Source organism: Onishia taeanensis (assembly GCF_013349955.1).
Taxonomy (GTDB): domain Bacteria; phylum Pseudomonadota; class Gammaproteobacteria; order Pseudomonadales; family Halomonadaceae; genus Onishia; species Onishia taeanensis_B.
The window spans coordinates 85,747-104,618 of record NZ_JABVXC010000005.1 but is presented as its reverse complement, the minus strand read 5'-3'; the positions used below and the strand labels follow the sequence as shown (position 1 = coordinate 104,618).

The window sequence follows — 18,872 nt, the reverse complement described above, 5'->3', positions numbered from 1 at the left end:
CCCATGTTCGACTTCAAGGAAATCGAAGCCTTCGTATGGATCGTGCGCCTCGGCTCGTTTCGGCTGGCGGCGCACCACCTGCACCTGACGCAGCCCTCGGTATCCGATCGTATCGGCAAGCTCGAGGCGCTGATCGGCGAGAGTCTCCTGGAACGTTCTCAGCGGCCGGTGAAACCCACCGCCAAGGGTCGCCAGTTCTACCGCCATGCCGAGCAGCTCCTCGAGGCACGCCAGCAGGCCCTCAAGATCCTCGACCTGGAATCCCCCTTCCAGGGCACCCTGCGGCTGGGGGTTGTGGAGACCGTAGCCCACAGCTGGCTGCCGGCCTTCCTCACCGAACTGGCCCAGCGCTTTCCTGAGATGACCCTCGAGCTCGAGGTCGACAGCTCGCCGGGACTCGCCGAAAAGCTCAACCAGCACGATATCGACCTGGCCTTTCTGATGGGCCCGGTGAATACCAAAAACGTGCTCAATCGTTTCCTGTGTCACTACACCATGGGCCTTGTGGCCAGCCCCTCTCTGGGGCTCGACCCGGCCTTCTTCTCACTGCAGCGACTCGGCAGCATCCCGCTGATCACCTTTGCCCGTCACTCTCGCCCCTACCATGAGCTGGGTTCGCTGCTCCACCACCAGGGACTCGACAGCGTCAAGCTACACTGCTCGAGCTCGCTGTGGACCATTGTGCGCATGACCCTCGACGGGCTTGGTATCGGCGCCATACCGCCACGCATCGTGACAAAGGAACTGGCCAGCGGCGCGCTGATCAAGCTGCCCTGCACCTTGCCCGCCCTGAGCTTCACTGCCTGCTGGCCCCAGCACCTCGAAAGCACCTTGGCAGAAGGCATCACGGAACTCGCCATCGAGATCGCGCAGCGTGATCAGGCCGCCCACGAAAACGCCTGACCCGGTCGCATGAAAGGTTTTTCCGATCAAAAAGTATCGTAAGAATCGATTGGATTTATCGAAAGCGGATTCCTATCGTGAAGGCATAATCACAACCACAAAGACATGCCATGACCTCTGCCCGTCTGACGCCATCTTCGAGCCCCGACGAGGTTCGCCAGGCCATCCGCCGCGGTGACTGGAGCCACCACACCAGCGGCTTGGCCGCTGGGTTCGCCCAGGCCAATCTGGTGATCCTGCCAGCACAATATGCCGACGACTTCATGCGTTTCTGCCTGATGAACCCGAAGCCCTGCCCGCTGCTGGACGTGACCCGCCCAGGCGACCCCGTGCCTCATGCACTGGGCGAGGACATCGATCTGCGCCACGACCTGCCGCGCTATCGCCTCTACCGCGATGGCGCCCTGGCCGGCGAATGCACCGACATCGCCGAGTACTGGCAGGAGGATTTCGTCAGCTTCTCGATCGGCTGTTCCTTCTCCTTCGAGGAAGCGCTGATCAGTGATGGCCTCGACGTGCGCCACCTAAGCCATGGCCGCAACGTGCCGATGTACCGCACCCATCGCTCCCTGACCCCAAGCGGCGTCTTTCGCGGCGAGCTGGTGGTGTCCATGCGCCCTTTTCAGGCGGAGCATGCAATCCGCGCCATCCAGATCACCACCGACATGCCCAGAGTGCATGGCGCCCCGATCCATATCGGCCACCCCGAGCTGCTCGGCATCAAGAATCTGGCCACGCCGGACTTTGGCGAGCCGCCCGTCCTCCATGACGATGACCTGCCGGTGTTCTGGGCCTGCGGAGTGACTCCCCAGCTGGCCATCGAGCAGGCCAGGCTACCCTTCGTCATCACCCATAGTCCCGGTCACATGCTGATCACCGACCTGCCCAACCAACGGCTCAAATTCGGTTAAGCCTACCCGGGCAGGTTCGGGGCAGGCCTGACCCCGCACCCTCAGGCGCCGAAACCCCACGTTCCCATAACAGCAACAAGAAGGAAGCTCCTTATGACTCAGTCCCTTCGCCCCACCCGCCTGACGACCACCCTGGTCGGCCTCGGCCTGATCGGCTTGAGCGCCACGGCCAGTGCCGAAACCACCCTCAACGTGGTCGGCAGCTGGAGCAGCCTCGAGCTGCACCGCCAGTTCGAGAAACCGTTCTGGAGCGAGACGCTGCCCGCGAAGAGCAATGGCGAGATCGAAACCCAGGTCACCACCCATGATCAGATGGGCATCGCGGGCAGCGACGTCTATCGCTACCTGGGAGATGGCCTGTTCGATGTCGGCATGACCGTGGCCGACTACACCGTGGGCGATGCCCCCGCCCTTGAGGGCCTGGACCTGCCGATGATGGCCAGCGACATCGAGTCCGCCCAGCAGGTCGCCGGGGCCTTCCGCCCCCTCGCCGAAACGACCATGAACGAGCGCTTCAACAGCCATGTGCTGGCCATCGTGCCTTACCCCGCCCAGGTGCTGTTCTGTAACACGCCGATCGATGGCATCGAGAGCCTCGCCGACAAAAAGGTGCGCGCCAGCGGCCGCTCGACGGGGGAGTTCATCGAAGCGCTGGGCGCCCAGAGCCTGAACATCGCCTTCAACGAAGTGCCGGGGTCGCTGGAGCGCGGCGTGATCGACTGCGCCGTAACCGGTTCGCTATCCGGTTACAGCGCCGGCTGGCATGAGGTGTCAAGCCACTTGCTCGCCCTGCCGATGGGCGGCTGGGACTATGTGATCACCGCCATCAACCTCGACAAGTGGAACGGTCTCGACAACGCCACTCAGGCCCAGATCCAGTCGAGTCTCGACAGCGAGTTCGTGGCGCCGGTATGGGCCAATGCCCGCACCGAGACGGCACGCGGTATCGCTTGCCTGACCGGCCAGGGCGAGTGCCCGCTGGGTGACCCGGCCGACATGACCCTGGTGCGAGCCAGTGACGACGACCTGGCCCGGGCCCGTCAGGCACTCGAAGAAAAGGTGCTGCCTGCCTGGGCATCCCGTGTCGATGACGAGACCCGCCAGGCCTGGAACTCAAGCGTCGGCGAGATTGTAGGTCTGACTGCCACCGCGCCCTGACCCGCAGCCGCCCCGCCGAAGCGGGGCGGCCCATATGCGAGGTAATACCCCATGAAGACCCTTATTCCCGCGCTCGATGCCGTGGTTGGTGTCACGCGCCTGATTTCCCGTATCGCCGCCCGCCTGATGGGCTTCGCCCTGCTGGCCGTGGTGCTGTTCATCGGTGTCGAGATCCTGATGCGCCAGTTCGCCGGCCATGCCCTCTCCGGGGTTCACGAGTACTCCGGCTATGTGCTGGCGGTGCTCTCGGCCTGGGGGCTGTCGCACACCCTGCTGGAGCGCGCCCATATCCGCATCGACGTGGTCCATGGCCAACTGTCTCCGCGCTCGCGTCAGGCGCTCGACATCATCGCTCTGCTGGCGTTGAACCTGGTGGCCTGGACCATTGCCTTCAACGCCTACCCGGTGCTGGCCAAGTCGCTCGCCAACAGCTCCACTGCCAACACCCCGCTGGCCACTCCGCTGTGGATTCCGCAGGTACTGTGGCTCGCCGGCTATGTGTGGTTCGCGATCACGACCAGCGTGCTCGGTCTGCGCGTGCTGGCCGCGCTGCTCACCCATGATGCCGCTACCATCGAGGCCCTGGCCGGCCCGGACAAGGGCGAAACTGCCCAGGAGACCACCTGATGCTTGCCTTTCTTTCCGTGGGTATCCTGAGCCTGCTGCTGGCCGGTATACCAGTCGCCGTGACGCTGTTCCTGCTAGCCTTTGGCATCGACCAGTTCTTCTCTTTCTTCCCGCTGACCAAGGCACTCGGTCAGAACCTGTGGTCGGCCGCTGACTCCTTCCTGCTGATCGCGATTCCGCTGTTCGTGCTGATGGGCGAGATCATCGTGCGCGCCGGCATCGCCGAGAAGGCCTACCGAGCCATGGACCATTGGCTCTCGTGGCTGCCAGGCGGCCTGCTGCACGCCAATATCACCACCTCGGCGCTGTTCTCGGCGACCTCCGGCTCCTCGGTGGCAACCGCTGCCACGGTCTCCACCGTGGCCCTGCCCCAGGGCAAGATGCTGGGCTACGACGCCAAGCTGTTCTGCGGCAGCATCGCCGCCGGCGGCACCCTGGGGATTCTGATTCCACCCTCCATCAACTTGATCGTCTACGGCTTCCTTACCGAGACGTCGATCCCGCAGCTGTTCATGGCCGGTCTGGTCCCGGGCCTGGGGCTGGCGCTGCTGTTCATGATCGCCTCGTTGCTGCTATGCCTGTGGAAGCCCTCGTTGGGCGGCCCCAGCAATGTGGCCTCCTGGCGCACCCGTTTGAATAGCCTCAAGTTCCTGCTACCGCTACTGGTGCTGTTCCTGGTAATCGTGGGCTCGATCTACCTGGGCTGGGCGACGCCCACCGAGGCCGCGGCCATCGGCGTGATCGCCTCGCTGGGGCTCGCCGCACTGAACCGCAGCCTGGATGGCAAGATGCTGATGGCCGCGCTGGACGGCACCATCAAGACCAGCTCAATGATCCTGTTCATCATCCTGGCCGCCTCCTTCCTCAACTTCGCGCTGGCCTCCTCGGGCATGGTGCAGCAGCTCACCGGTCTGCTGAACGCCTACGACCTCTCGCCCTTCGCGCTGCTGATGGCGGTGATTGCGCTGTTCATCGTACTGGGTTTTTTCATCGAGACCCTGTCACTGATGGTGATCACCATTCCCATCGTCACTCCGCTGATCGTCGCCGCTGGCTTCGACAAGGTGTGGTTCGGCATCGTGATGATCCTGTTCGTGGAACTGGCGCTGATCACGCCCCCGGTAGGACTCAACCTCTACATCGTCCAGGCTTCGCGCCGTGGCGAAGCCTTCTCCGACGTGATCATCGGCACCCTGCCCTACCTCGCCGCCATGCTGGTGATGGCCGCGCTGCTGGTGGCCTTTCCGTCGATCGCCCTGTGGCTGCCCCAGACGCTGAACCAATAGTCCTGAACCAATAGTCCTGAACCAATAGCCCTAACATCCTGACCTGACAACAAGAACGGAGCCTTTTCCATGCTGACCTTCACCCATGCCGACGGTACCTTCACCCTGACACCCGAGCGTCTGGCGATCGCTGGCTGGGCCGGCCGCGACCAGGCCGGCGTACAGCACCATATCGAGGAACTAGCGGAACTCGGCGTTAAGCCTCCCTCCACCACCCCACTGTTTTACCGGGGCGGCATCGAGCTGCTGACCCAACAGGAACAGGTGCAGATGCTTGGTACCCACGGCTCCGGCGAGGTCGAGGCCTGCCTGATCAGCGACGCCGATGGCACCCTGTGGGTGACCCTGGCCTCCGATCACACCGACCGCAAGCTCGAGGCCGTTGGCGTCGCCGAATCCAAGCAGCTGTGCGCCAAGCCGATCGGCCGCGAGGCTTGGCGCTACGACGAGATCCGCGATCACTGGGATACGCTGGAACTTTCAAGCGAAATCGAAGAAGACGGCCAGACCGTCACTTACCAGCAGGGTACCCTGGCCGAGCTGCTCGACGTGCCGGCGCTGCTGGCGAAACTGCCAGCGGCGCTTGCGGTGAACGGCAGCCTGGCGCCCAATAGCGTGCTGCTGTGTGGCACCGTGCCAGCCATCGGCAGCATCCGCCCCAGCGAGGGTTTCACCATGCACCTGAAGGACCCGGTGCGCGATCGTACGCTCAGCCACCACTACCGGATCGAGGCGCTGGAGGTAGCACAATGAGCCACCACACTCCCGAGACATCCCGGGCGATGGCAAAGGCTTTCTGGGAGCGCCCGCCCAACCAGCGTCGGCTGGCGGATCTCGCCGCGGCCTTCCAGAATGGCGACTTCAGCTACTGCGAGGCCAGCGAGGCTCTGAGCCAGCGCGCCGCGGCGCTCACGGACATCACCCGCGAGACCTTCCTAAGCCTTGATCCGACCCGCCTGGACGCCCAGGCCGGTGCTCAGCAGGCCCTGCAGGCAGCAGGCGAGGCACCGCGCGCGCTGTCCGGCGTGCCTATCAGCATCAAGGATCTCTTCGACGTGCGCGGCGAGGTGACCCGCGCTGGGTCGCGGGTGCTCGAAACCAGCCTGCCCGCGACGCAGGATGCGCCAGCCGTGGCCCGCTTGCGTCAGGCCGGCGCGCTGCTCGCCGGCCGGACCACCATGAGCGAGTTCGCCTTTTCAGGCCTTGGCCTCAACCCCCACGTCGGTACGCCCCCCAACCCCTTCGATGCCACTCGCATCACAGGTGGGTCGACCTCGGGCGGGGCCGCGTCGGTGGCCTTTGGCCTCGCGGCGGCGGCACTGGGCAGTGATACCGGCGGCTCGCTGCGTATCCCGGCGGCTTTCTGCGGCCTGGTGGGGTTCAAGCCCAGCCAGTCAAGCGTGCCCGGCGAGGGCGCCTACCCGCTGTCACCGAGCCTCGACTGCGTCGGCCCCATCGGCGCGAGCGTCGCTTGCTGTGCCACCCTGTGGCAGGCGCTAAGTCGGCAGGAGGTCACCCTGGATGCCACGCCTCGCCCACTGCGCCTGGCGATACCCGACGGCCCACTGCTCGAGGAGCTCGACGAGGAGGTCTCCGCCGCGTTCGACGAGGCCGTGTTCACCCTGCACCGACTCGGCTGGCACGTCGAGCGCCTGCCGCTCGCGGCGGTGGTGGAGGCTCACGCCATCAACCAGCAGGGTGGGCTCGTCGTCCCGGAGGCGGCGGCCCTGCATCGGGAGCAGTTGTCCGCTCGCGAAGCCGACTACGACCCGTTCATCGCCGAGCGGCTGCGCGGCGGTCGCGAGGTACTGTCAAGCGACTATCTGAACAGGCTATGGCAACGCCCCGGCATTCAGGATCGCTTCGCTGCGGAACTGGTCGGCTTCGATGCGGTGCTGCTTCCCACCGTGGCCATGCTGCCTCCCAAGCACCGTGACCTCGCGACGAACGCCGAGGCCTTTCAGACCGCCAACCGCCGCGCCCTGCGCAACACCAGCGTCTTCAATTATCTGGATGCCAGCGCCATCTCGCTGCCCTACGGCGCGGCCGATGCCGAGCTGCCAATCGGCCTGATGCTGGCCCGCCCTCAGGGTGAGGACAAGGCCCTGCTACAGATGGCCAGCGTCCTTGAGGCAACACTGGGCTAGCGCCGGCCGATGCTCCTCGCATCGAGCCACTCGCATCGAGCCCCTCGCCAAGCCATCCGCACACGTGGGGCCCGATACCTTCTTGTGCTATCCCCTGTCGCAGGCGCCCCAATGAGCCCTGCGACAAACTCGAGGACCCCGGCCTGCCTCGACCTCCCACCACTCGCCAGACAGCTTGTTGAAAGCGCACTTGACCGTTTGAATAAACACAGCGGATAAGCTCCAGTGGAAGGTGATTTTGCGATTGCCCCCAAATGGATGATTGCATCCTTTTTCCAATTGTCATGTTATGTCTATATAAGTAACCCGATAACAAGTCACGCCTAACGCTAGACAGCAGGCGAGAAACACCCCTTGCTAAGAAAACGGCACGCCTATGCCTGAAAGTGAACAGGGAAGTCTCGATGCCACCAAGTTGCTGTCAGCCTTGGCCGATAGCGCATGGGACATGGCCGACCAGTCCCGCTTCACAGAGGGCGTAAAGCGTCTGCTGGCTCTGATTGGCGCCGCCACCGGCGGCAGCCGGGTCTGGGTGTTTCAACTGATCGAGCTCAGTGACGATGCCATCGTTCAGGACTATGTGTTCGAATGGAGTGCCAAGAGCCACTATCAGCAGAGTAACCATCGGCGCTTTCGATTTTTTTCTACACTCTTCGACGATCCTCAATATCAGCAATTGATCGACCAACGCCTGAAGGGGCAGGGTCAAAGCATGATGACGCACCACCTGGCGCCGGGGTCTTTGCGTAATAACCTGGAAAGCCAGGGGATTCTTTCCATGGCAACCGTCCCGATCCGCTTCAATGGCAAGTGGTGGGGCACCCTGGGAATCGACGACTGCAAGAGGGCGCTGTGCTGGAAAGGGACCGGGCTCCAGTTATTGACGATCGCCGCCGAGCTGATCGCCGCGGGCCTTTATCGCCAGCAGTTGAACAGCCGTTCCCTGCAGCTCGAGCTGCTGCATCGCGTGACCGATTGTGGCGTCTGGGAGATAGACCTGGTCTACGGCGAGCTGTTCTGCTCCCAAGGCCTGCGGCGGATACTCAACTACCCGGCGACCTACCCCTATATTCCACTGCGCCGCCTATTGAGTTGTGTGGTGGCAGAGGATCGGCCACACCTGTTCCAGCGCCTGCGCGAGACCCTGCGAGCCAAGGCGAGTGATTGGCGGCAAGATGCCAGAGTGAGCGTCACTGGCGGTGCGCTTCGCTGGAGCGAAATCGTCGCCGAAATCAGCTATGACGATAAGGGGCGACCGCTGAATATCGCCGGACTGCTGATCGACATCAGCCACCGGAAACATCAGGAACAGCAGGCGCTAACAGCATCCCATCATGATGCCCTGACCGAGCTGCTCAATCGTCGCGGCCTCGAACAGCACTTTGCGCATCTCGCCCAGCGCCCCAAAGCCAAAAAAGGCGATAAGCGCTGGCCTTATCTGTTGCTGATGGATATCGATCATTTCAAGCAAGTCAACGACCAACACGGCCACCCCGCAGGTGATGCCCTGCTCTGTCTAATGGCTCGACGCATTCAACAGGTGCTACGTCGGCAGGATAGCTTTGCCCGCATCGGCGGTGAAGAATTCGCCGTCCTGATCGACCAAGTGACTCCCGACCAGGCAAGCGAACTTGGCGAACGCATACGCCATGTCATCGACCAGTATCCGTTCTGCCTGACGATCCCCGATTCCCATCAAAAGCTTGAGTTGCGCATTACGATCAGCCTTGGGCTGGTAGCGCTTCCCGACAGCGACGACCCCTATGACTGCCAGGCTATCGCCATCGCTCGGGCCGACCGAGCGCTGTATGCCGCCAAGCATCATGGCCGCAACCGCATGGTAGTCCACGACAGTGCCTTCTCTATAGCCTGAGCTCGCCTGTTCAACCCAAGCGTGCGTGCCATCAATTACCGGTCCTGCCGCCGAATTCGCCAACGACCCGCTGCGGCAAAACGCCCCAGAGCACCGCTGGGCGATGACATGATCGTGCTTTATCCTTCATGGCGTGCCTTATCGCGCGACATCGCGCCTGGATTCGTTTTCTCCTCTCACGTCGGATATTCGCTCACTTGCCAAGGCCTCCCCGTCACTCCTGCGCCCGCCGCCCGCATGGCGAAATCGGATGGCGGATACGACCCGACCGCTGCCTGGCCTGGCTGGCGCTGGTCGCCATGCTGCTGGTATTCGTCGGCCCACTGATCAGCCAGTCGCAGCGCCTGCTCGAACACCAGCAGGCCGATATGCCCATGTCTCATGCACAGGCTCATTCGACGAGTATGGCTGAGACCGGGGAGCACTCCGCGCATGGCGGGGCATGTCACCACACCGATGTCCTGGCCGCCTGCGGCTATTGCCTGCTGTTCGCCCACACCCCTGGGGTCATGCCCACGCTGGCGTCGCCGCTAGCGGCGACGCCAGCCCCCTCACGCATACGGCCGTTGGCCAGTCCCCAGCTGCCGCATGCCGAAACCACCTATCCGGCGTTCGCGCCCCGCGCCCCGCCGCACTCCCTGATGTCGTGACCCACTCCCCTGACGCAAGGCGGCCCCAGTCGTCTTGCCAACAGGCCTGTGCCCTGCCGCTATCCCAGGGTGCTGCTTCACTCATCAGAGATACCCAATGACCGAACATACAGCCGCCCCGCCCCGTACCGCCAGCACCCTCAAGGCGCTGATCATCCGCCTGCATGGCTATATTGGCCTAATGGTCGGCCCCTTCATTCTGTTCGCCGCCCTGACCGGCACCCTCTACGCGCTGACGCCGGCACTCGAGCAGGCGATCTATCACGAGGCCCTGACCACCGACCCGACGGCAAGCACAGCCAATGCCGCGCCCGCGCCGCTGGCAGAACAGATCGCCGCAGCTCAGGCCTATCTGGGGGATAACCGAGCGCCCAGCGCCATCCGCCCGGCTCCCGAAGCCGGAACCACCACCCGAGTGATGTTCAACGATCCAAGCCTCGAGGGCGGTGAGCATCGCGCCATCTTCATCGATCCGACGAGCCTTGCGGTGCGCGGTGACCTGACGGTCTATGGCACCAGCGGCGTGCTGCCACTGCGACGCTTCATCGATCAGTTGCATCGCAACCTGATGCAGGGCGATATCGGCCGACTCTACAGTGAGCTGGCCGCGTCCTGGCTGTGGCTCGCGGCCCTGGGAGGCCTCGCCATCTGGGCCTTTTCGCCAAGTCCCAGAGTCAACGCCCGCAAGCAGACCCGGACGGCCAAGCGCCTGCGCACCCGACGGCGTCACAGCCTGCTGGGCCTGGTACTGCTGGTGGGGTTGCTCGGCCTCTCGGCCACCGGCATGACCTGGTCCAAATGGGCAGGCGCCAACTTCTTTACCCTGCTCAAGGCCGGCGGCTGGGGCACGCCCCGGGTATCGCTCGAGCTGGGCGCGCCCAACACCACCAATGTTCACGCGGAACATCAGGCATCTCACACCAAAATGGCCCTGCTGAATGCGGACGATGCCGACCGGGTGCTGGCCGCGGCCCGTCGGGCCGGTCTGAACGCCGGCAAGATCGAGCTACGCGTCCCCGGCCCTGGGCAGGCGTGGAAGGTGCGCGAAATCGACCGCACCTGGCCCTCCCAGGTCGACGAGGTGGCCATCCACCCGCAGAGCTTTGCGGTGCTCGACCAGGTGCGCTTTGGTGATTATTCGCTACCGGCCAAGCTGACCCGCTGGGGCATCGATGCCCACATGGGCGTGCTGTTCGGCTTGCCCAACCAACTGCTATTGGCCGCGCTCGGGATCGGCATCATCGTCATGGGGAGCTGGGGATACGTGATGTGGTGGCGTCGCCGTCAGCCAAACGCCGGCCAAGCCCTGTGGCCGCTGCTGCGCCGCCTGCCACCGGCCACGCTGACCTTGCTTGGCGTTACCGCCCTGGGGCTGGGTGTCGCCATGCCGGTGCTGGGCGTGAGCCTGCTGGTGCTGCTGGGCATCGACGGGCTGCGTGGCAACAGGCCCGCGACGACCAGCGACGCCGTCAGCGATTCCCGCTAGGCGAAACCGCCTTCTGCGCTCAGCCCTCAGCCACCAGGTCGACACCGAAGCGGCTGAGCTGCATTTCCTGCAGACGACTCAGGCTACGCCGGAAGGGAAAGGCCAGGTGCCCCTTGGAGTAAAGCGCTTCGAGGGGCACATGAGCGGCAAGGTAGAGGGGGATGCCACGGTCGTAGCACTCATCGACCAGGGCGATGAAGCGGCGTACGCCGTCATCCTGGGGAGACAAGGCAGGCAGCGCCCGGTCACCGGCGACCACGCGTTCCACACCATCCTCGGTGCCTCGGGCAATGCGTGCGGCTTCGGGCTGGCCACCCAGGCTCGGCACCTCGTCCAGCATGATGGCCCGAAAGCGATCACACAGGCCGATGAAATCCAGCGCCGACAGCGGCTGCTCGCAAAGCGCAGCGTAGGAACACCAGAGCACGTCTTTCCCTTGCCGCTTCACTTCGATTTCACGGTGCCCCAGGCTGATGGGCTCACTGGTGGTCGCTTGCCCTGAGGCCAATTCATCGAAGACCGCAGGCAGCGGGCTCGGTGCTCCTGGCTCGACTATCCAGTAACGCTTGCGGGCCTCGCCCGGATGCTGGCGATGATCCTGACCGCCATCGAGGTTAATCACCTCGAGATACCGCTCGAGGGCGGCGATGGCCGGCAGGAAGCGCTCGCGGTTGAAGCCGTCGGCGTAGAGCTGATCCGGCGCTTGGTTGGAGGTGGTCACCAGCGCCACCCTCTGCTCGAACAGCGCCATCAGCACTCCACCCAGCAGCATGGCATCGGCGATGTCGTTGACATAAAGCTCATCCAGACACAGCACCCGCACCTCTTCTGCCAGTTCGGCCGCCAGCTGTCCCAGCGGGTCGGCGGTGCCCATCAGTTGGAACTGGCGCCGGTGCACCCAGCGCATGAAGTGATGAAAATGCTGGCGGCGCACCGGCACCTCAAGCGAAGCGACGAACCGATCCATCAGCCAGGTCTTGCCCCGCCCCACCGGCCCCCAGAGGTAGAGGCCCCTGCCGCGCTCTGCGAGCACAGACGTTTGCTCTTCTCTTGCCTTCTGGGAGTGCGCTCTGTTCAGCGCCACGCCGCAGGCGTCGAGCGCCTCGGCTGCCTGGCGCTGGGCAGCGTCCTCGACAAAGCCGTTCTCAAGAGCGTGCTCATAGGCTTCAAGGGGCGAGAAGGTCATCGGCAGGGCCTGCGTCGTGAAAGAAAATCGCAAGAGACATTACTGTGCCAGCATCGAAGCATGGCAGAAAGCGGCAGGTAGAAAGCGACACGATAAAAAACGCCCCCGCCGGCCAGAAAAGCCGACGAGGGCATGGTGTTGCCAGTCACCAGTATGTAGCGACCTATCCCAGCTGGAACGGATACACCGAGCCGATCTTGAGAAGCTGAGTCAGCTCGTCCAGGGCGGTGAGGGTCTCGACGGCAAGCTGTGGGTCGGCGAGGTCCTCCACCGCCAGGCGATCGCGATAGTGCTTCTCCACCCAGGCGGTGAGATCACCGTAGAGGCCGTCGTCGAGCAGCACCCGGCCAGTCACGGCGGCCCGCTCGGCCTCACTGAGCGCCACGCGTAGGCGCAGGCAGGCAGGGCCACCGCCGTTGCGCATGCTCTGTTTGACGTCCTTGACCAGTACCTCGTTGATCGGGTTGGGGCCGGCGATCAGCAGATCCTGAATGGTGCGCCACACGGCCTCGTTCTCCTGGCACTCGCCGGGCACCACCAGGGTCATCGAGCCGTCCGGGTTCGACAGCAGCTGCGAGTTGAACAGGTACGACCCCACGGCGTCTTCGAGGCTGACCGCCTCTTCCGGCACCCGCACCGGGATCAAGGGCGTGGCCATCTTGGCGCGCAGTGCGTCCAGCGTGCCTTCTTCGTCGCGAAAGGCCTTGGCGTGGTAGAGCAGCACCGGGCCATTGCCCACCGCGATCACGTCGTTGTGGAAGACGCCGCCGTCAATGGCCTCCGGATGCTGCTGGGCGAATACCGTCTGGGCATCGGTCAGGCCATGCTGGCGGGCCACCGCCTGGCTGGCCTCGAGCGTCTGGCGGGCCGGGTAGCGCTTGGGCTCGATGCCATCACCGCCGAAGGCCTGACGGCCGTAGACGAACAGATGCACGCCGGGCTCGCCGTAGTCACCGCACAGGCGGGTGTGGTTGGCCGCGCCCTCATCGGAGAAGGCGGGTGTCGCCGGCAGCACCGGATGATGGGCGAAGTGGCCCTGGTCCTTGAACATTGCCGCCAGCACCCGGCCGGTGGTCTGCGGCTCCAGGTAGCGGTGGAAGCTCGACTGCAGGTTGGCCGGCGTGAAGTGCACACGGCCATCCGGGGCGTCGACGCTCGGCGTCACGGTGCCGGCGTTGGCGGTCCACATGCTGGAGGCGGAGCAGACCGCACGCAGGATCTGCGGCGCCTCCTTGGCGGCCCGGGCCAGCACTTCGCCGTCGCTGCCGGAGAAACCCAGCGCCCGCAGCGCGCCGAGGTCCGGGCGCTGCTGGGGCGGCAGCACACCCTGGGCATAGCCCGCATCCATCAGCGACTTCATCTTGCCAAGTCCCTGCAGGGCCCCTTCCCGAGGATTGGAGACCAGGCCACCGTGGCTCATCGAAGCCACGTTGCCGTGGGCCAGCCCCGAGTAGTTGTGGGTCGGCCCAACCAAACCATCGAAGTTCACTTCGCGCACGTCGGTCGCGTTCACGGCATCGCTCACAGGCTCGCTCATAGCACCACTCCCGCCGGCAGGGTCTCGGGCATCACCAGGCTCTCGGCCTCCATGGAGGCGACCGGGTAGGCACAGTAGTCGGCGGCGTAATAGGCGCTGGGGCGATGATTGCCGCTGTCGCCCACCCCGCCGAAGGGCGCGTCACCGGAGGCGCCGGTGGTCTGGCGGTTCCAGTTGACGATGCCGGCGCGGATGCGTAGCAGGAAGTCGTCCCAGTCGGCCCGGTCGCCGCCGATCAGCCCCGCGGACAGGCCGTAGCGGGTATCGTTGGCAAGCGCCATCGCCTCATCCCAATCGCCGTAGCGATGCACCTTGAGCAGCGGACCGAAGTGCTCTTCGTCCGGCACCGCGATGCCGGTGACATCGATCAGCGCCGGCGACAACAGGCTGGTGCCCTCTTCCAGGCGCTGCATGCGTGCGAGCACCTGGCCGCCCATGGCTTCCAGGGCGTCCTGGGCCTTGAGCAGGCCGTCGGCGGCTTCGACACTGACCAGGCCGCCGTAGAAGGGCGCGTCCTCGCTGAACTGACCGGCCACCCGCAGCTTGGATATGGCCGTGACCAGCGACTCAATCAGACGATCGCCAACCGGGCCCTGGGGCACGATCAGACGGCGGGCACAGGTGCAGCGCTGGCCGCCTGAAAGGAACGCCGACTGCAGGATGGTCAGCACCGCGGCGTTTTCATCCGGCACGTCCTTGATCACCAGCGGGTTGTTGCCGCCAAGCTCCAGGGCCAGGATCTTGTCGAGCTGGCCTGCAAACTGCTGCTGCAGTATGCCGCCGACCTTGGCGCTGCCGGTAAACAGCAAACCATCGATGCCGGGATGGGCGGAGAGCGCCTGGCCAATCGGGGCAGCGCCCTGCACCAGGTTGATCACGCCGTCCGGCAGGCCGGCCTCGCGCCAGCACTGCAGGGTCAGGTCGGCGGTCAGCGGCGTCTGCTCGCTGGGCTTGAAGACCACACTGTTGCCGGCCAGCAGCGCCGGCACCATATGCCCGTTGGGCAGGTGACCGGGGAAGTTGTAGGGGCCAAACACGGCCAGCACGCCATGCGGGCGATGGCGCAGCACCGCCTGGGTGCCGTTGACGTCCTTACTGCGCTCGCCGGTGCGCTCGTGATAGGCGGCCACCGACAGCGCCACCTTGCCGATCATGGCGCCGACTTCGGTACGCGCTTCCCAGAGCGGCTTGCCGGTTTCCTGGGCGATGGCGGTAGCCAGCACCTCACGGCGGCCGTCGAGCACGTCGCGGAAGCGCTCGACCAGCGCCTGGCGCTCGGCGAAGGGGGTACGAGCCCAGGCCGGGAAGGCGGCGCGGGCGGCATCCACCGCGGCCCCGACCTGCTCGGCACTGGCGCTGCCGCCCTGCCAAAGGGTGTCATGAGACACCGGGTCGGTCTTGACGAAGCCCTCGGCCTCACCGGGAAGCCAGGTAGCGCCGATCAGGAGTTGCTGCTTGGCGTGCATGGAATCTCTCCTTGCGCGCGGCGGGACCGCCGCGCCTGCGAAGTGGGTGGCCAACCGGATAGCGCGGCGCTGCCGTGACGTCCGGTCGCGAATTGTTGTGGTGTTCCGTCGCGGCTCAGGTGCTGAGCACCCGCACGCTGTCGCCGGTGCCGACGCCAAGGCGGCGTGCCTCAGTCTCGGTCAGGGTGATGACCTCGCCCTCGGGGCCGCGACCCACCCAGCAGGCGCAGAAGCCGACCATAGCGGTGGTCGACACCAGCCATTCCGGGCGCTCGCGGGTATCGCTGCCAAGCTCAGTGGCGGGCTCGGCGCCCACTTCCACCTGGCAGAGCGTCGAGTTGCGCACCGCGCGCACATCGTCGATATAGGCCTCGACGGTCGGGCCGGCATCGAAGATGTCGATATAGCCTTCCCAGCGCAGCCCTTCCTTCTTGAGCATCTCCAGCGCCGGGCGGGTGTGCTCGTGGACCTCGCCGATGCAGGCCTGGGCCTCCTTCGAGAGGAAGGTGGTGTAGATCGGGAACTTGGGCATCAGCTCGCCGATGAAGCTCTTCTGGCCAAGGCCCGTCAGGCGGTCGGCCTGGTTGAACTCGAGCGGAAAGAAGTGGCTGCCAAGGTTCTCCCAGAAGGGGCTCACGCCCTCCTTGTTGAAGACGCCGCGCATCTCGGCCAGCACCTTGTCCGGGAAGCGGTCGCGGAACTGGGCCATGAACAACCAGCGCGCCTTGGACAAAAGGGCGCCGTTGCGCTCGTGGCGACGGTCGGCACCGCGGTATTCCGGACGCAGGAACAGCGAGGCCACCTCGGCATCGCCGGTGTGATCCGAGCTCAGAAACAAAGTGTCGATGGTGCGGTGCAGATCGAGCTGCACCGAGGAATGCGCCAGGGTGCCGAGCCGGTAGTGATAGAAAGGCACCTCGCGGCCCACCTGGGCTTCGATGGCGCAGCAGCCGGCCAGCTCGCCGTTGTCTTCGTCTTCCAGCACGAAGAAGTACAGGCGATCATCGACCGGAGTGCGCTCCTCGAAGGCACGCGCCGCCGACTCGATCTTGCTTGCCAGGAATTCGCGGTTGTCGGGCAGCGAAGTGAAGCCGACGCCGGTCTGTCGGGAGAGGGCCTGCAGGCCGTCCAGGTCGCCGCGGGCAATCGGACGAATGCGCATCACAGTTCTCCTTCGTCGAGGGCATCGATGGCGTCGGGCAGCGCCAGGGGCGCGGCCAGCACGGCGCGGCCCTCCTCGACGCCGAGGATCTCGGCATGCTCGGGAGAGAGCATCAACTGCCCGGTGGGCGACAGCGCATAGCGGGCCACCACGCAGCGGAACTCGCCGAGCTTCTGGTTGGCGATCATCGCCGGTTCCGCATCGGGCAGTGAGGCGGCCGGGCGGATGCGTACCGGGTGCCAGCTGGCACGACGGAAGGTCTCGAGGCGGTCACGCTCGCCCTTGATCACCGGGCCCGCATCGAAGATGTCGACGTGGCGGCTGCGCACGAAGCCCTCGGCCAACATCTCCTCGAGTGCCGCTTCGTGGTCCGGGTGCTCGCGGCCGATGGCGGCCCGCGCCGGGGGCGTGAGCAGCGGCAGATAGAGCGGGAACTGCGGCATCACCTCGGCAATGAAGCTCTTCGAGCGCACGCCGGCGATATGGTTGATCTCCTGATAGCCGCGCTGGAAGAAATGCTGACCGACGCTTGCCCAGAACGGCGACTCGCCCGCCTCATCGAGGAAGCCCGGGAAGGCCACCGCCAATAGATCGGCGAAGCGTTCCGGATACTGGGCGATAAACATCAGTCGCGCCCGGCGCAAGAGGCTCTCGGCGCTGGTGCCCTTGTAACGCGGATCAAGCGACAGCGCGCACAAAAGCGACGCCTCTGAGACCTCATGAGACAGCGACAGGGTCTGCACCTCGCGGCGCACATTGAGCTGCTGCGAGGCGTGAATCAGGGTCTCCTGGCGGTAGGTGTAGTAGGCATCCACCGCGCCGGCCTGGGCGCGGATGGTGGCGGTACCCACCACCTCGCCGCGCTCCCGGTCCTCGAGCACGAAGGTGTAGTGCTCGTCGCCGGGAAAGTCGACCGCACGGCCAAAGGAGCGCTGGGAACGGGTGATGCGCTCTTCCAGGCGGTCACGATGAGCCGGCAGGTTGGTCAGGCGCGGCGTGGCGGTGCCGGCCAGGCGCTCAAGGGCCGGCAGATCCGCCGGCCGGGCAGGACGAACGACCAGCATGGGCTGTCCTCCATCGTGGCCATGAGTAGGGGCTGAACCTTGGGCTGAAACCGTCACGGTAGCGCTCATGCCTTAGCGACGAGCTTGGCGATGGCCCGCTCGAGGCGCGCCATGCCCTCGCGGATATCGTCCTCGGGGATCACCAGCGACGGCGCCATGCGCAACACGTTGGGACCGGCGATCAGCGCCATCAGGCCCTCCTCGATGGCCAGCGGCAGGATGTCCTTGGCGCGGCCCTCATAGGCCGGCGACATCTGCGCGCCCATCAGCATGCCCATGCCGCGCACTTCCTTGAACACGCCGTGCTTCTGGTTGATCTCTTCGAGCAGCTCGCGGAACAGTGCGTGGCGACGCTTGACGCCCTCGAGCACCTCGGGGGTGTCGATGAACTCGACCGCGGCCAGCGCCACGGCGGAGGCCAGGGCGTTGCCGCCATAGGTAGAGCCATGGGTGCCGATGCCCAGCGCCGGGGCGATGGCGTCGGTGGTCAGCATGGCGCCGACCGGGAAGCCACCACCCAGCGACTTGGCGCTGGTCAGAATGTCCGGGGTCACGCCGTATTCCATATAGGCGTACAGCGAGCCACTGCGGCCAACGCCGGTCTGCACCTCATCGAAGATCAGCAGCGCCTGGTGCTCATCGCACATCGCGCGCACGCCCTCGAGGAATTCCTGAGTGGCCGGCACGATGCCGCCTTCGCCCTGCATCGGCTCGACCATCACCGCGCAGGTGTCGTCGCCCATCAGCTCGCGCACCGCCTCGAGATCGTTGAACTCGGCGTGCAGGATGCCGCCCGGCACCGGCCCGAAGCCCTGGGAATACTTGGGCTGGCCGCCGACGCTGACGGTGAAGAAGGTGCGGCCGTGGAACGACTGGCGGAAGGAAATGATCTTGTCCTTGTGCTCGCCATGTTCGTTATAAGCCCAGCGACGCGCCAGCTTGAGCGCCGCCTCGTTGGCCTCGCCGCCGGAGGAACACAAAAACACCTTGTCGGCGAAGGTGCGCTCGACAAGCGCCTTGGCAAGCTTAAGCGCCGGCTCGTTGGTGTAGACGTTGGCCAAGTGCCAGACCTTGTCGGCCTGATCCTTGAGGGCGTCGACCAGCACCGGGTGACAGTGGCCAAGGGCGTTGACGGCGATGCCGCCGGCGAAGTCGATGTACTCGCGACCCTCCTGATCCCATAGCCGGCTCCCCTCGCCGCGTACCGGGATGACTTGCTGGGGCGCGTAGTTGGGCGCCATGTAGCGGTCGAAGTCGCTGCGGGTCGGGGTATAGCTCATGGTCTGTTCCATCCTTTAGGGATCTGGGTATTGAAAGAGTATACGGGGACGCCGTCACGCTAGGCTTTCAGCGATGGGACGGCGAATTATGAAAAGCGGCGGGCGGCCATCAGGCCATCGGCATACCATAGCGCTG

General features: G+C 65.2%; 16 protein-coding genes. 10 read left to right on the top strand and 6 right to left on the bottom strand.

What is annotated here, in order from left to right:
- Positions 1–3: 3 nt before the first annotated feature.
- The 10 genes from HUS66_RS08320 (at position 4) to HUS66_RS08275 (ending at position 11,041) form a co-directional block, all read left to right on the top strand.
- Complete coding sequence (locus tag HUS66_RS08320) at positions 4–903, top strand: LysR family transcriptional regulator (protein WP_175070453.1); 900 nt, start codon at positions 4–6, stop codon at positions 901–903.
- 110 nt (positions 904–1,013) lie between these two features.
- Positions 1,014–1,814, top strand: coding sequence for a putative hydro-lyase (locus HUS66_RS08315; RefSeq protein ID WP_175070452.1), 801 nt, complete (start codon positions 1,014–1,016; stop codon positions 1,812–1,814).
- A gap of 93 nt (positions 1,815–1,907) precedes the next feature.
- Positions 1,908–2,972 (top strand): TRAP transporter substrate-binding protein, encoded by a 1,065-nt coding sequence (locus HUS66_RS08310; RefSeq protein WP_217487962.1) that lies wholly within the window; start codon positions 1,908–1,910, stop codon positions 2,970–2,972.
- 51 nt (positions 2,973–3,023) lie between these two features.
- Positions 3,024–3,599, top strand: a complete 576-nt coding sequence (locus tag HUS66_RS08305) for a TRAP transporter small permease subunit (RefSeq protein WP_175070451.1) — start codon at positions 3,024–3,026, stop codon at positions 3,597–3,599.
- Positions 3,599–4,885, top strand: coding sequence for a TRAP transporter large permease (locus tag HUS66_RS08300; protein ID WP_175070450.1), 1,287 nt, complete (start codon positions 3,599–3,601; stop codon positions 4,883–4,885). The genes HUS66_RS08305 and HUS66_RS08300 overlap by 1 nt, the downstream gene beginning before the upstream one ends.
- Before the next feature lie 69 nt (positions 4,886–4,954).
- Entirely contained in the window at positions 4,955–5,638 is a 684-nt protein-coding gene (locus HUS66_RS08295) for a DUF2848 domain-containing protein (RefSeq protein WP_175070449.1), read from the top strand.
- Entirely contained in the window at positions 5,635–7,032 is a 1,398-nt protein-coding gene (locus HUS66_RS08290) for an amidase (RefSeq protein ID WP_175070448.1), read from the top strand. The genes HUS66_RS08295 and HUS66_RS08290 overlap by 4 nt, the downstream gene beginning before the upstream one ends.
- Positions 7,033–7,408: 376 nt before the next feature.
- Positions 7,409–8,905, top strand: coding sequence for a diguanylate cyclase domain-containing protein (locus tag HUS66_RS08285; protein ID WP_175070447.1), 1,497 nt, complete (start codon positions 7,409–7,411; stop codon positions 8,903–8,905).
- Positions 8,906–9,102: 197 nt separating this feature from the next.
- A complete protein-coding gene (locus HUS66_RS08280) occupies positions 9,103–9,555 on the top strand; it encodes a DUF2946 domain-containing protein (RefSeq protein ID WP_175070446.1) in 453 nt (150 codons plus the stop codon).
- Positions 9,556–9,652: 97 nt separating this feature from the next.
- Positions 9,653–11,041, top strand: a complete 1,389-nt coding sequence (locus HUS66_RS08275; RefSeq protein ID WP_175070445.1) for a PepSY-associated TM helix domain-containing protein — start codon at positions 9,653–9,655, stop codon at positions 11,039–11,041.
- A gap of 19 nt (positions 11,042–11,060) precedes the next feature.
- Here the strand turns inward: HUS66_RS08275 and zapE are convergent, their stop codons facing one another.
- The 6 genes from zapE to HUS66_RS08245 form a co-directional block, all read right to left on the bottom strand.
- A complete protein-coding gene (gene zapE / locus HUS66_RS08270) occupies positions 11,061–12,227 on the bottom strand; it encodes a cell division protein ZapE (protein ID WP_175070444.1) in 1,167 nt (388 codons plus the stop codon).
- Positions 12,228–12,390: 163 nt separating this feature from the next.
- On the bottom strand, positions 12,391–13,764 hold the full coding sequence (gene astB / locus HUS66_RS08265; protein WP_175070443.1) for an N-succinylarginine dihydrolase: 1,374 nt from the start codon (positions 13,762–13,764) through the stop codon (positions 12,391–12,393).
- Positions 13,761–15,230 (bottom strand): succinylglutamate-semialdehyde dehydrogenase, encoded by a 1,470-nt coding sequence (astD, locus tag HUS66_RS08260; RefSeq protein WP_175070442.1) that lies wholly within the window; start codon positions 15,228–15,230, stop codon positions 13,761–13,763. The genes astB and astD overlap by 4 nt, the downstream gene beginning before the upstream one ends.
- A gap of 115 nt (positions 15,231–15,345) precedes the next feature.
- Positions 15,346–16,392 carry an arginine N-succinyltransferase gene (gene astA / locus HUS66_RS08255; protein ID WP_175070441.1) on the bottom strand — a complete coding sequence of 349 codons (1,047 nt, stop codon included), beginning with the start codon at positions 16,390–16,392 and terminating at the stop codon, positions 15,346–15,348.
- Positions 16,392–17,456: an arginine N-succinyltransferase gene (locus tag HUS66_RS08250; protein WP_175070440.1), complete on the bottom strand. Its 1,065-nt coding sequence runs from the start codon at positions 17,454–17,456 to the stop codon at positions 16,392–16,394. Before HUS66_RS08250 ends, astA begins: the two co-directional genes overlap by 1 nt.
- A gap of 65 nt (positions 17,457–17,521) precedes the next feature.
- On the bottom strand, positions 17,522–18,736 hold the full coding sequence (locus HUS66_RS08245; protein ID WP_175070439.1) for an aspartate aminotransferase family protein: 1,215 nt from the start codon (positions 18,734–18,736) through the stop codon (positions 17,522–17,524).
- Between the last annotated feature and the right edge of the window lie 136 nt (positions 18,737–18,872).